This window comes from Gemmatimonas sp. (genome assembly GCF_044344655.1).
GTDB lineage: Bacteria > Gemmatimonadota > Gemmatimonadetes > Gemmatimonadales > Gemmatimonadaceae > Gemmatimonas.
Genome location: NZ_JBIJCN010000042.1, coordinates 14160 through 27816 on the forward strand (window position 1 = coordinate 14160; position 13657 = coordinate 27816).

Below are 13657 nucleotides of genomic sequence, written 5' to 3' on the forward strand. Positions count from 1 at the left end.
ACTGGGTCGACGCTCTCTGGTGCGATCCGTGTCGATGTTGTATTGTCGCGCCAGTATGGTGCCATCAGATCCGACTCTCCAGCGACGTCGCGTCGCCTCCCCGCCTCCCACCGATCCGCAAACGCGCGCCGAGGCGCTCTCGGTCGCCGCTCGAGCACTCCGGGCCGCCGAACACGTGTGCGTACTGACCGGGGCCGGGGTTTCCGCTGAAAGCGGCATTCCCACCTTTCGAGAGGCGCAAACGGGGCTCTGGTCCCAGTTCTCGCCGCAGGAGCTGGCTACACCGGAGGCCTTTGCTGCCCACCCTCAGCGGGTCTGGCAGTGGTATGCCGCCCGCAGGGCCACGGTGCGATCGGCCCAGCCCAACCCGGCGCATGCGGCGTTGGTCACGCTGACAACACGGGTCGCCCACTGTACGCTCGTCACCCAGAACGTGGACGACCTCCACGAGCGCGCCGGCAACAAGGACGTGGTGCGGCTCCACGGCTCGCTCATGCACGTCCGGTGTAGCGCCGGGTGCCCCGGGTCATTCCCCGCGAGCGATGAGCCACTGACCGATGTGCCGCCGTGCCCCACGTGCGGGGCGCTGCTGCGGCCCGACGTGGTGTGGTTCGGGGAGTCGATGCCGATGTCCCCGTATGAGGTCGCGCGCAATGCGGCGGTGGCCTGCGACGTGTTCCTGTCGGTCGGCACCTCCAACATCGTGGAACCGGCCGCCTCGCTGCCATGGATTGCGGCCACGCACGGCGCGACGGTGATCGTGGTGAACCCCACCATGGACGGCCAGCGGAAGGGGCCGAGCATTCTGCCGATCGAAGGGCCAGCTGGGGTGATGCTGCCGGCGCTGATCGCTGAGGCGTTCGCCGGGCGGCGCCCCCGCAGGCACAGCGACTGATCCCGTGCCATTCGGTCGCGCTGGGTAACCGGCCGATCGTGGTGGGCGGTCAGGACGTAGGCGTGGGGAGCCAGACGGCGATGGTCGTGCCTGCCCCCACGGTGCTTTCGGCTTTCACCTTGCCGTGGTGCGCCTCCGCCAGGTGGCGTACGATGGCCAGCCCGAGCCCTGTGCCCCCGGCTTCGCGCGATCGTCCCGGATCGGCGCGATAGAACCGCTCGAAAATGCGCGGCAGGTGTTCGGCCGGGATGCCGCTCCCGGTGTCCCGAACACCCATCCAGATACCGTCCCCCTCACGCTGCGAGTAGATCGTGACTCGCCCCGCGGTCGTGTGCCGCAGGGCATTCTCGGCGAGGTTGGAGAGGATCTGCCCGGCGGCGGTGGGGTCGCACATCACCAGTAAGGCGGCCGGATCGAACTCGGTGGTGAGCGTCACGCCCTTGTCTCCGGCCCGCAGCTGCATGGGGGCGAACACTTCGGCGGCTACCTCGGTGAGCTCGAGCTCCACCGGGGCCGGGCGCCAGCCACCGGACTCGATGCGCGAGAGGTCGAGTAGATCGTCGACGATGCGCTGCATGCGCTGCACGTTGGCTTCGGCCATGCCGAGGAACTTGTGGCGCAGGTCCGGTGGCACATCATCGTCCTGCAGGGTCTCGACGAAGCCGCCGATGATAGTGAGGGGCGTTCGCAGTTCGTGCGACACGTTGGCGACAAAATCGCTGCGAACGGTCTCGAGACGACGGACCTGTGTGAGGTCGTACATGGCCAGCACTGCGCCGCCACCACGAAGCGCGCGCACCGTGAGCGCCACCGTCCGGTCGTCGAGCCGAATCTCGCGGAAAATGGGCGGGGCGCCCGTCATCACGAGCTGCAAGGCGTCGATCAGGTCGGACTGCTGCGGCAGGTCGCTGGCCGGAAATGGGAGCGCCTGACGCAGGCCAAGAATCTGCCGACCGGTCTCGTTGATACGCACCACGCGCTTGCGGGCGTCGACGGCAACGATGCCCTCGTTGAGGGACTCGGTGAGCGCCACCAGCAGTGCTTCTTCAGACTGCATTTCCCACAGGCGCGTTTCCATCTGTTCGGCGAGCTGTCGGAGTCCCTCGCCCAACTCGCCGACTTCCCCGCTGCCGAGACTGCGCGACGGTCGCGCGGTGAGGTCGCCACCGGCAAGATCGCGCGCCACGTCGCGCAGCTCTTCCATGGGGACGGTCAGGCTGTGGGCGAAGGAGCGCGCGAGAAGCAGGGCCACGGCCACCGCGAACAGGCTGGCCCACGCCACGTCGTGGCGGATGGCGGCGAGCAGGGCGCCATTGGCGGCCTCCTCACTCAGGGCATTGGCGGCCGCCGCGATTTCCACGCGGTGTCGCACCCGCCACTCCACCGCCGCGAGAATGATCGCCACGAGCGTCGTGGCGACGATGGCGCTCTGAAGCGCCAGCCGCTGGGTCAGACGCACGGCGTTCCTCTACAGGCCACGCGCCGGGGTAGCGCGCAAGCGGTACCCGAAGCCACGCACGGTTTCGATGAGGTCGCCGGCATCGCCGAGTTTGGTGCGCAGCCGCTGTACATGCATGTCGACGGTGCGGGTCTGAATGTCGGGGGCCGCTTCCCACACCGTTTCGAGCAGATGCCCGCGTCCCTGGACACGGCCGCGACGCTCCGCCAGCGTGAGGAGCAGCTTGAACTCGGTGGGGGTCAGATCGACCAGTTGTCCCCCCACACTTACGCTCATGGCGGCGCGATCAATGTGCAGCGAGCCGATCACCAGCGCGTCGCCGGTTGTTGGGGTGGCCGACCCGGTGCGCCGCAGGATGGCCGCGACCCGCAACACCAGTTCGGCGGGGGAGAACGGCTTGGTGAGATAGTCGTCGGCGCCGAGCGAGAGGCCTCGGATACGCTCCGGCTCCTCGCGGCGGGCGGTGAGCATGAGGACGGCGATGTCCCGGGTGGCCTCCTCGGCGCGCAGCTGCTCGAGGACGTCGAATCCCGACATGCCCGGCAGCATGAGATCGAGCACGATCAGTGAGGGGCGTTCGCGACGGGCCAGTTCGAGCGCGTCCTGCCCCGACGCCGCCGTGGATACCCGGTACCCCGATTTGGCGAGGTGATACGCGACGAGCGCAACGATCTCGGGCTCGTCGTCCACGACGAGGATGCGATCAGTCGATGGCGGGGCAGGGTTCATGCACGGTCACGAAGGTCCGGCGTCGGCCGGTACGTCGACGGTCAGATCCGCGTGCGAGTGCGCGCGCGAATGCAACCGGCGATGGATTTTCGCCACGATCATTTCAATCGCCACCGTGTTGCTCCCTCCGCGCGGCACGATGAGATCGGCGTATCGCTTGCTGGGCTCGACGAACTGCAAGTGCATGGGCTGCACCGTAGTCAGGTACTGATCGAGCACCGATTCGAGCGTACGTCCGCGCACGGCGGTGTCACGACGGATGCGGCGAATGAGACGAATGTCGGGGTCGGCGTCCACAAACACTTTCACGTCGCACTGGGACCGGATGTTCGGATCGGAGAGCAGCAGGATGCCGTCGATCACGACGACATCTGCCGGTTCGATCCGCCGGGTTCGGATGCTGCGTGAGTGTGTGGCGAACTCGTACACCGGGGCGTCTACCGATTCCCCGCGTGCGAGGGCCTCGAGATGGCCCGACAGGAGTTCCACATCAAAGGCATCGGGGTGATCCCAGTTGACGTGATGCAGCTGTTGCAGCGTGAGATGCCGGAAGTCCCGGTAGTACGCGTCCATCTCGAGGAAGGCGACCGAGGCATCGGGCAGGGCCTCGGCCACTTTCCTGGCGACGGTCGACTTTCCCGAGCCGGTGCCGCCCGCGATGCCGATGATGAGCGGTTTCATAGGCGGTTGTACCGGTTCGACCACGTGTGATGAGGCAAGCTGACCCACCGTCGTTTCCGGTCTGTTACGGCGGGGTAACGGATTGGTATCGGCGACCGGAGCCGATCGGACCATGCGCGCGGAAGTTCGCGGTCTTAGGGGGGCAGGGGCAAGGAGCCTGCGCGGGGCTGGCCCGGTCACATGGGCGCACACCCCTCCAAAGCCCCCTCGTGGGCGACTAGCATTCTCCTATGGGACGTCTCTCGAATTCGCTTGGATCGGCGCGATTCCCCCGGCACGTGCTGCTCGGGCTGGTGAGTGCGCTGCTGACCCCCCTGACGGCCCCGCTGGTGGCCCAGCCACGGCGGGTGGACCTCACGATTGCCGCCACTACCGACGTGCACGGGCGGCTGCGCGGTTGGGATTACTACGCGGGGACGGCCGATCCCGCCCATTCCCTCGCCGCCGCGGCCACGATCGTGGATTCCGCCCGGCGCGCGAACCCCGATGGGGTGGTCCTGGTGGAGGGGGGCGACATTCTGCAGGGCAACCCGCTCACGTACGTGGCGGCGCGTGTGACGCCCACGCCGGTGCATCCGGTGATCGCGGCGATGAACGTGATGCGCTACGACGCCGCGGTGCTGGGCAACCACGAGTTCAACTACGGGGTACCACTGCTGCGGAAGGCGGTCGCGCAGGCGGGCTTCCCGTTCGTGGCGGCCAATGTACTGGACGCCAAGGGGCGTCCGTTCGTGGCGCCACTGGCTTGGGTTCGCCGCAAGGGGCTGAACGTGGCGATCGTAGGGGCTACCACGCCCGGTTCGATGGTGTGGGACCGCGACAACCTCAAGGCCGCCGGGCTCACGGTGACCGATATCGTGCCCGCCGTACGTGATCGCGTGCGCGAGGCCCGCCGTCGCAAGGCCGATGTGGTCGTGGTGCTCCTGCATTCGGGGTTGGGTGGCGCGGCCAGCTACGACACGATCGCCACGGGGCTGCCATCGGAAAATGTGGCGGGACGGGTGCCTCGCGAGATCGATGGCATCGACGCGGTGGTGTTCGGGCACTCGCATCGCGAAGTGATCGATACGGTCATCAACGGTGCGCTGGTCATGCAGCCGCGCAACTGGGCCGGGTCGGTGTCGCTGGGCACTCTCACGCTCGAAAAGCGCAAGGGTACCTGGACGGTGGTGGCGCGCACGGGGCGGGCGGTGCGCGTGGACGGGCATCGGGAAGATCCCGCGGTGCTCGCCGCGGCCGCCACGTCGCACACCAACACCCTGGCCTGGGTCTCGTCGCCGGTGGGGCGTACCACGGTGGCCTGGCGCGCCGACAGTGCGCGTGTGTCCGACATGCCGATCACGGATCTGGTGAATGAGGTAATGCGGCGCGCCACCGGGGCGGAGTTGTCGGCCACGGCGGCCTTCTCGCTCGACGCGGGGCTCGATACGGGCAGTATTACGCAGGCCGAACTGTCCCGCCTCTATCCCTACGACAATACCCTGCGCGCCGTGCGCCTCACCGGCGCGCAGCTCAAGGCGTTCCTCGAGCACGCGGCGCGCTACTATCGCACCGTGGGTGCCGACGGTCGTGCGTCGGGCGGCATCACCGATCCCTCGGTCCCGGGCTACAACTTCGACGTGGTAACTGGCGCCGACTATACCATCGATCTGAGTCAGCCGGTTGGGAGCCGTATCACGCGCCTCCGCGTTCGTGGTCGCGAGGTACAGCCCACCGACAGCTTCACCATGGCGCTCAACAACTATCGCCAAGGGGGGGGCGGCGGCTTTTCCATGCTGGCCGGCGCGCCCGTGGTGTACGACAGGGACCTCGACATCCGCCAGCTCGTGATCGAGGAGGTGCAGCGCGAGTCGCAACGCGCCGGCACCCTCGACCCCGCACGCTACGCAACGCCCAACTGGACCATCGAACCGGCATCGGCCCGCGCGCAGGCCTACGCCGAGCAGCACCGCGGGCGTGCGGCCGAATCGCGCGGGCAGGCACCCGCCGCGGCCGCCCAAGGGGGCGCCGCCCGAGGGGGGGCGCCGGCCGTGCCACCGGGTGGTCGGGTGATTCGCGTGATTGCGATGTCGGACTTTCATGCCGCGCTGCAGCCGCGCATCGAAGGCGGGAACAACCGCGTGGGCGGGGCGGTCGCGCTGTCGGCGGCCCTGCGCAAGGCGCAGCAGGAGTGCGTGGCGCCGCAGTGCGGCAGCGTGATCATCGATGCCGGCGACTTGTTCACCGGCACGCCGGCGAGCGACTGGGATGCCGGCCGCCCCACCGTGGCGGTGGTGAACCGGTTCGACGTGGCCGCCGGCGCGCTGGGGAACCACGAGTTCGATTTCGGCCAGGACACGCTGCGCATGCGGATTCGCGAGCTGCGACACGGCGTGCTCGGGGCCAATGTCCGTGGCGCCGACGGGCGCATGCCGGCGTGGCTGCGCGCGGATACGATCGTGGTGCGCAACGGCGTGAAGGTGGGCATCGTGGGGGCCGCCGGCACGCATACGCCGGGTACGGCGAGCATTCGAAAGGTGGCCGGGCTCCGGTTTCTCGAGCCGGTGCCGGTGTTCACGGAGCGCATGCGCGCCCTGCGCGCAGCCGGCGCCGACGTGATCGTGGCGGTGATACACGACGGTGGTCGCTGTGAGCGTGGCCAGCCCCCCGTCTGCACGGGCGGCGGTATCGACATCGGGCGCAAGCTGGCGGCGCTCGGGAAGGAACGCCCGGACGTGTACGTGATGGGACACGCCCACGTGAATCTCGCGCTCGACTTCGACGGCATGCCGGCGGTCGAGCCCACGTCGAGCGGGCGGTCCGTCGTGGTGGTGGATGTGCCGGTTGGTGGCGGTGCGGCGCGCACGCAGATCCGGAATGTCTCCGGCGAGGTGATCGCCGGCGCCGATCCGGCAGTGGACTCCATCGTGACCACGGCGTTGGCGCGGGTCGAGGTAAAGGTGAAGGAGCCGGTCGCCACGCTGGCCGCGCCATTCCGCAACGGTGGGGCGCAGAACGCCGTGGGGAATGCCCTCACCGACGCCGCACGCGTGATCGGCAATGGGGACATGGCCCTCTGGAACAACGGCGGGCTGCGCGCGGGCCTCGATTCGGGCCCGCTGGTGTTTGGCAGCGTGCACGAAGTGACACCCTTTGGCAATACGCTGGTGCTGGTGCGCATGCGTGGTAGTGACCTGTTCCGCCTGTTCGATCGCGGGATCGGCTTCCGTGGCGCCGGCATTCACGTGAGCGGCGTGCAGGTGCTGTTCGATGCCGCACGCCCAGAGGGACAGCGCGTGGTGCAGCTCCTCGATCCGGCGGGCGCGCCGATCGATCGCGAGAAAATCTACCGCGTGGTGCTCAACAACTTCATGGTGGAGGACGAGTACCGCGACGTGCTACGCGCCGCCGTGTCCACCGAGTACCTGCCCATTCGCGACAGCGATGCCTTTGCTGCCTATCTACGGCGCCAGCCGCAACCCGTCCGCCCCGATGCCAGTGTGCGCGTACGGCCCATCACTCCCGGGAGCTTGTGACATGTCCAACGCCGATGTTCGCGTGTTTGTGAATGAACGGGGGGTGAGCGTCCCCGCCGGATCCTCGGCGCTCGACGCTGTCCGGGTGCTCCTTCCCGATGACGCGGCCGGACTCGAGGCGGGGCGCGTGCGCCTCACGGACAGCCGCGGGCTACCGGTACCCTCCGACACCGTGGTCAGCGGGGGGGCGATCTTCCGCGTGGTGGCGGCGCGGGAACGCCTCGAGGGGGCCATCGAGTGAGCAACGGCGGCGCAGTGAGCGAGGCGTTCCTCGAGGTGGTGCGGCGCATGCCCAAAGCGGAACTGCACTGCCATCTCGATGGGTCGCTGCGGGCCTCCACCCTGCTGACGCTCTCCGACGATCGGGGCCTCGTTCTGCCGCATCGGGATCCCCGGGCGCTCGCCCGTTGGATGCGCGTGGACGACGCACACAACCTTGAGGAGTACCTGTCGCGCTTCGAGATCACGCTGGCCGTGATGCAATCGCGCGAGGAACTCGAGCGCATCGCACAGGAACGCGTGCTCGATGCGGCACTGGACGGGGTGCGCTATCTCGAGATGCGCTTCTGCCCGGCGCTGCACACCCGCGGTGGGCTCTCGCTCGACGAGGTCATGCAGGCCGTGCATCAGGGCCTGCAGCGCGGTGAGCACGACACCGGCACCGTCACACGCATGATCGTCTGCGCGCTCCGCAGCTTCCCGTGGCCTCACTCCATGGAGATGGCGGAGCTGGCCGTGGCCCATCAGGAGCACGGCGTCGTCGCCTTCGACCTGGCCGGTGGTGAGCTGGGTAACCCGGCACACGAGCATGCGGCGGCGTTCGACTATGCGCGTTCCCACAACCTGGCGGTGACGGTGCACGCCGGTGAGGGCGACGGCCCACGCTCCATTCATGAGGCGGTACACCGGTGCGGGGCCAATCGTATTGGCCATGGCACACGCCTCCGTGAGGACGCGTCGCTCGAGCGCTACATCGTGGATCGCCGCATTGCGCTCGAGGTGTGCCCCACCAGCAATGTGCAGACGCGGGTCGTGGGTCGTTTTTCGGAGCATCCCATGAAGCGATACGCCGAGTTGGGGGCACTTGTGACCATCAACACCGACAACACGATGATGAGCGGGGTGACGCTCACCAACGAGTATGTATCCTGTGCGCAGCACCTCGGGTTGCCGTTGTCCACGTTGGGGACCCTTGCCCTCAACGCGTTCGATGCCGCATTCCTGCCGTATGCGCCCCGCGTCGCCCTACGTGACGCCGCGGCGCAGGAGATTGCGCAGCTGCTGCGCGACGCGCCCGCCCTCGTGGAGGTGGCATGAGCGAGCGCCCAGTGTCGACTGGTGCCGACGCGGCGTGCGAGGCCGCGGCGTTCATTCAATCCCAGGTCGGCCGCACCTGGCAACGACCGGTGGCGGGCATCGTGCTCGGTTCCGGGCTTGGCGGGTTGGCCGATCGGATCACGAACGCGGTCACGATCCCCTTCTCGCAGGTACCGGGGTTCCCCACGGCCACCGTGGCGGGGCATGCCGGACAGCTGCTGATCGGGCAGCTCGCCGAGCGGCCGGTGGTGATGCTGGCTGGGCGCTTCCATATGTACGAGGGGCACGACGCCGGATTGGCGGCGTTCCCGGTGCGCGTGCTCCATGCTTTGGGCGCGCCAGTCTACCTGGCCTCCAATGCGGCAGGCGGGGTGCGGCGCACGTTCGCGCCCGGGGACCTGATGGTCATCGCCGACCACATCAACCTGATGTTCCGGAACCCATTGATCGGCGCCGTTGAGCCGGGCGATGAACGCTTCCCCGACATGTCGGACCCGTACGACCCGGGGCTGCGCGCCCTACTGCACGATTGCGCGCGCACGATCAGTGTGCCGCTGCACGACGGCGTATACTGCGGGCTGCTGGGCCCGACCTACGAGACCCCGGCCGAAGTGCGCATGCTCGAACGGCTCGGCGTGGATGCGGTGGGTATGTCGACCGTGCCCGAAGTGATCATGGCGCGCGCGATCGGCATGCGGGCGGTCGCCGTGTCGTGCATCACGAACAAGGCGGCCGGCCTCTCCCACGAGAAGCTCAGTCACCAGGAAGTGATGGATACCGGTCGCGCCGTCGCCGGTCGCTTCGAGGCGCTCGTGTCGGAGTTCGTGCGGCGATTGCCGTAACGCGAGGGGCCGCGTTGCGCGTTCTCAGCGAGCGCGCAACTGGCTGCGCGGGAGGCTGGCAAGCCGTGCTCTGAAGGTCTGGAACGCCGGTGAGTCACGCGTGAGCGAGCGGAGGACCACCGGATCGATTTTGGCGATCGCGTCCTCGCTGGTGCGGATGCGGCTTTCCTCGATCGGATGGGAGGCGAACCACGCCTCGACCGTCGCCGGGTTTCGCTCACGCTCCCGCAGCAGGATGCGAAACATGCTGGGCATCCCCCGCGGGTCGATCCCGGCGCGGGTCACATACGTTACGCCGAAGCGGTCCGACTCGGTCTCGTCATCGCGACTGAACTTGGCGAAGCCGGCCGACGCACCGAGCTGCACGGCCGTTCCGGCCACCCCCTGACACGCCGATGGGGCAAGGATGCACAGGCCCGTGATGCCGATGTTCGCGCGCTGTGCGGCGGCCATCTGCTTCATGCTGTGCCGCTGTGTCACGTGGGCAATTTCATGCCCCAGCACGCCGGCGAGCTCCGACATGTTGGTGGTGCGTTCGATGAGACCGCGGTTCACGTAGATGTGGCCGCCCGGTACGGCGAAGGCATTGATGTCGTTCTGGTCGACCACGTTGAAGCGCCAGCTCAAGCTGCGGTCGTCGACCACGCGCGCGATGGAATCACCGAGCACGTTGATGTAGCGCACGATGTCCGGATCGCGCACGATGGGCAGCTGCTGCTCGATCTGCTGGGCGTACTGGCTACCTAGGCTGACCTCTTCGGGGGTCCCCGGCACGCAGGCGGCTACCAGCAGGACAGCCCCGAGAACGGCTCCCCGTCGTGCCATGCTGCTCCGCTGGGTGATTCGCGCCATATTGTCTCCGCTATGGTTGGCGGCGGACATCGGCCACGCCCGTGGCCATTTGCCCCCCGCTCCGCATTCTTGTACCCGCAACCCCCGCGAGTTCCTCCAACGCCGTGAAGCTACTCACAGTTGCCCGTGACCTGCAGCGCCGGAAGGCGCGCGAACGCCAGCAGCGCTTCGTGGCGGAGGGGGTGCGCACGGTCGAAACGCTGCTCGCATCGCCACTGCACGTGGTGGGGCTTCTGGTGACCGAGGCGTTGCGTCAGACCGAGCGGGGACAGTCGCTCATCGCGACGGTCGATGCGCGCGGCCTGCCGGTTCAGGAGGTGTCGGAAGAGGAACTGGCCAGCGCCGCCGATACTGAGACGCCGCAGGGCGTGCTGGCGGTCGCCGAGATCCCGATACGCGGGCTCGATCCGGCCCCGGTGGGCGCGCGCTATCTCGTGTTGGATGCCCTGCAGGACCCGGGCAACGTGGGCACGGTGATCCGGACGGCGGCCGCCATGGGGGTGACGGCCACGGTCGCGCTTCCCGGCACGGTCGACGTGTGGAACGCCAAGGTCGTCCGCAGCAGCATGGGGGCGCTGTTCCTGCACCCGGTCGTGACCATGTCGTGGGAGGACCTTGCAGCGTTCATCGGCACTGCCGGCGCCCCCGTGGCCCTGTGGGCAGCCGACATGGAGGGTTTGCCGGTGGACCAACTGGACCGTCACCCCCTACCGCCGCGCCTTGCCCTCGTGGTGAGCAATGAAGGGGCCGGCCTTTCCCCGCACGTGGCCGCCGCTGTGCACTCTACGGTGAGCATTCCCATGGCCGAGGGGGTGGAGTCGCTCAACGTGGCCGTGGCCGCAGGGATCCTGTTGTATTCCCTGCGTGGAGGGACCATCGTGGCGTCGCCCGTCTCTCGGTCGTCCTGACGGCATGCCCGGATTGCAGATCCAGACCACTGCGCTCGATCCGATCAATGAAGCGGGCGGGATGACCCACGGCCTGTTCGCTCAGCTACCTCTGGGCGATACCCTCGTGCTGTGCCTTCCGATCTTCCTGGTCGGGGTGTCCGTGGGCTCCTTCCTCAACGTGTGTATCGCGCGCTGGCCGCTGGCGCTCAGCGTGGTGTCGCCACGTTCCCGGTGTCCTCGCTGTGAGCGCCCCATCGCCAGCCGGGAGAACATCCCGCTCGTGAGTTGGCTGATGCTGCGCGGCAAGTGTGCCGGTTGCGCCCTCCCCATCTCCGTGCAGTATCCGCTCGTGGAACTACTGGTGGGGCTGGCGTGGGTGGCAGCGTACCTGGCGTTTGGGGTGAGCTTCGAGGCGCTGCGGGTGGCGTTGTTTGCCACGGTGCTGTTCGGTATCGCGATTACCGACGCGAAGCACTATCTCATCCCCGACGGTTTCACCGTCTCGGGCTTGATCATGGTGCTGCTCTGTGCGACGGTGAACCTGTTCCTCGGGGAGACGTCGCATTTCGCGCCGCTATGGCCGGCCGTTCTCGGTGCGTGCGTGGGGGCCGGCGCCATCACCATCATCGGATGGCTGGCCGAAGTGATCATGAAGCGGGAAGCGATGGGGTTCGGGGATACCACCCTCATGGCCGTCGTGGGAGCCGCCGTGGGGGCCGAGCGTTCGCTGCTCACCATCGTGATGGGGGCCTTCGTGGGGAGTGTGACTTTTCTGCTGTTCGTAGCCCCCATCGCGAAGGTGCGTGCCAAGAGGCGCGGGGAAGCGTTCGCCTTTCCTGAGGTGCCCTTCGGGGTATTCCTTGCGCCGGCTGCGCTGCTCACCTTGCTTTGGGGGGATGCGCTGATCGCGTGGTACCTGCTGCGCACATTTCCCAGCTGAGCCTTGTCCATGCCAAAGTTCGTCCTGCCGTCGCGGTCGATAATCGCGACCGTGCTGCTGGTCGCGAGCGGTGCGCTCGCCAGCGCCTGTAGTGACAAGCCCACCGCCGGTCAGGCGCCATTTGCCGATCTCGTCGCGACGTACGTGCCGCTGATCGAGAAGGAGATGGGGCTGCCGTTCAAGACGGCCCCCGCGGTCGCGCAGCGCTCCCGCGACGAAGTCGGAGCGTTCGTGCGGAAGCAGCTCGAGAGCGAGCGCGGACGCGACCAGGTGGCAGGCCAAGAGGCCGCCTACAAGCTGTTGGGGATGATCCCCGATACCCTGCAGCTCGGCGCACTGCTGCAGCGGCTGCTGGAAGAGCAGATCGTGGGCTACTACGACCCCGCCACCAAGGTGCTGTATGTCGTAGACGGCGCCCCCGAGGCGCTGCTCAACCAGACGGTCGCACACGAACTCGTGCACGCCTTGCAGGACCAGTACGTGAAGATCGACTCGATCCAGGCCCGGACCGATGACGGCGACCGTCAGGTGGCGGCCCAGGCGGTGCTCGAAGGGCAGGCGGTGTTTATGCAGTTGCGCCTCGATCCCAACGCCAGCCCGATGCTCAAGATGCCGGGCGGCTGGGATCGCATTCGCGAAAGCATCCGCGATGGTTCGGTGGGGATGCCGGTGTTCGCCTCGGCCCCGCGCGCCGTGCGTGAGGGGCTGCTCTTCCCCTATCTCGGTGGGGCCGACTTCGTCCGGCGTTTCATCAACGTGCGCCCGGAGAAGGAACTGCTCGCCGATCTGCCAGTGTCCACGAAGCAGATCCTCAACGACTCGGCGTATTTTGCCGGCGGCGTCGACGGGCGTGATCTTCCCGTGACGGTTACGCTGCCGGCGCCGAAGATCGGCACGCTCTCGTACACCAATACCTTTGGGGCCTTCGAGACCCGCCTCGCCCTGCTGCAGCATCTCAAGAACGACGAGCTGGCGCGCCGGGCCGCGACCGGGGTGGATGGCGATCGCTATGCCATCGTGCGTACGCCGCAGGGGGATGCACTGGTGTGGGTGTCGGTATGGGACTCAGCGGTCGATGCCGCCGACTTTCTCGATGCCATGGGTGATGCGGCTCGTCGCCGCTATGAACTGCCCAAGCCGGACCTAGCGCCTGGGAGCACCACACGACGATTCGACGTGGCGGGCACGCCCAAGCGAAAGGCCCGGACGGTGACGATGCGTTTGGAACAGGTGAGCGGGAAACCCGTAGTCATGTACATGGATCTTCCCGCCGGCTTGCCTGCCCCCATCGACCTGGCGCGCGTCACGCTCGACACCCCAGCCTCGGGGCGTTGAGCGTCGGACCCCGTCGGGCATGACGCGCACATGACGAGTCCCTCGCCCACGCCCCTGCAGCCGGCTCCGTCGGGAGCCCATGCCGGCGACGCCGACCTGCCGGCGGCGCTGCGCATCACGCCAGACGATGAGGTCCGTCGTCTTCGTCTGCGGCAGATGAAGCGGGTCGCGGCGGCCCTGCTGGTGGTCGGCGCGGTGATCT

At 68.0% G+C, this 13657-nt stretch carries 12 protein-coding genes; 8 read left to right on the forward strand and 4 right to left on the reverse strand.

Translation table 11 applies throughout. The annotated features are described in order from the left end of the window. Positions 1 to 55: 55 nt before the first annotated feature. Positions 56 to 895 (forward strand): SIR2 family NAD-dependent protein deacylase, encoded by an 840-nt coding sequence (locus ACIQ51_RS11090; protein ID WP_396205107.1) that lies wholly within the window; start codon positions 56 to 58, stop codon positions 893 to 895. 49 nt (positions 896 to 944) lie between these two features. On the opposite strand, the gene ACIQ51_RS11095 is transcribed toward ACIQ51_RS11090, so the two are convergent. Genes ACIQ51_RS11095 through udk form a run of 3 tightly spaced genes read right to left on the reverse strand, consistent with a single transcriptional unit; the run spans position 945 to position 3764 of the window. After that, on the reverse strand, positions 945 to 2354 hold the full coding sequence (locus ACIQ51_RS11095) for an ATP-binding protein (RefSeq protein WP_396205108.1): 1410 nt from the start codon (positions 2352 to 2354) through the stop codon (positions 945 to 947). A 9-nt stretch (positions 2355 to 2363) separates the two neighbouring features. Next, the gene (locus tag ACIQ51_RS11100; protein ID WP_396205109.1) at positions 2364 to 3083 is read right to left on the reverse strand and encodes a response regulator; all 720 of its coding nucleotides are present in this window, start codon (positions 3081 to 3083) and stop codon (positions 2364 to 2366) included. A 6-nt stretch (positions 3084 to 3089) separates the two neighbouring features. Continuing rightward, positions 3090 to 3764 carry a uridine kinase gene (gene udk / locus ACIQ51_RS11105; RefSeq protein ID WP_396205110.1) on the reverse strand — a complete coding sequence of 225 codons (675 nt, stop codon included), beginning with the start codon at positions 3762 to 3764 and terminating at the stop codon, positions 3090 to 3092. Positions 3765 to 3994: 230 nt separating this feature from the next. On the opposite strand from udk, the gene ACIQ51_RS11110 reads away from it, so the two are divergent. From ACIQ51_RS11110 to ACIQ51_RS11125, 4 genes are read left to right on the forward strand one after another with little or no spacing between them, the layout of a single operon-like run. Next, positions 3995 to 7279, forward strand: coding sequence for a 5'-nucleotidase C-terminal domain-containing protein (locus tag ACIQ51_RS11110; RefSeq protein ID WP_396205111.1), 3285 nt, complete (start codon positions 3995 to 3997; stop codon positions 7277 to 7279). Between the two features lies 1 nt (position 7280). Further along, positions 7281 to 7520, forward strand: coding sequence for a hypothetical protein (locus ACIQ51_RS11115; RefSeq protein ID WP_396205112.1), 240 nt, complete (start codon positions 7281 to 7283; stop codon positions 7518 to 7520). After that, a complete protein-coding gene (gene add / locus ACIQ51_RS11120) occupies positions 7517 to 8596 on the forward strand; it encodes an adenosine deaminase (RefSeq protein WP_396205113.1) in 1080 nt (359 codons plus the stop codon). The genes ACIQ51_RS11115 and add overlap by 4 nt, the downstream gene beginning before the upstream one ends. Continuing rightward, the gene (locus tag ACIQ51_RS11125) at positions 8593 to 9438 is read left to right on the forward strand and encodes a purine-nucleoside phosphorylase (RefSeq protein WP_396205114.1); all 846 of its coding nucleotides are present in this window, start codon (positions 8593 to 8595) and stop codon (positions 9436 to 9438) included. Before add ends, ACIQ51_RS11125 begins: the two co-directional genes overlap by 4 nt. A 24-nt stretch (positions 9439 to 9462) precedes the next feature. Here the strand turns inward: ACIQ51_RS11125 and ACIQ51_RS11130 are convergent, their stop codons facing one another. Continuing rightward, on the reverse strand, positions 9463 to 10290 hold the full coding sequence (locus ACIQ51_RS11130) for a M48 family metallopeptidase (RefSeq protein ID WP_396205115.1): 828 nt from the start codon (positions 10288 to 10290) through the stop codon (positions 9463 to 9465). A gap of 104 nt (positions 10291 to 10394) precedes the next feature. On the opposite strand from ACIQ51_RS11130, the gene ACIQ51_RS11135 reads away from it, so the two are divergent. The 3 genes from ACIQ51_RS11135 to ACIQ51_RS11145 are packed head-to-tail and all read left to right on the forward strand — an operon-like array spanning position 10395 to position 13455. Next, positions 10395 to 11198 (forward strand): TrmH family RNA methyltransferase, encoded by an 804-nt coding sequence (locus ACIQ51_RS11135; protein ID WP_396205116.1) that lies wholly within the window; start codon positions 10395 to 10397, stop codon positions 11196 to 11198. A 4-nt stretch (positions 11199 to 11202) separates the two neighbouring features. Next, positions 11203 to 12120, forward strand: a complete 918-nt coding sequence (locus ACIQ51_RS11140; RefSeq protein WP_396205117.1) for a prepilin peptidase — start codon at positions 11203 to 11205, stop codon at positions 12118 to 12120. A 9-nt stretch (positions 12121 to 12129) separates the two neighbouring features. Further along, entirely contained in the window at positions 12130 to 13455 is a 1326-nt protein-coding gene (locus ACIQ51_RS11145; protein ID WP_396205118.1) for a hypothetical protein, read from the forward strand. The last annotated feature ends 202 nt before the right edge of the window (positions 13456 to 13657 follow it).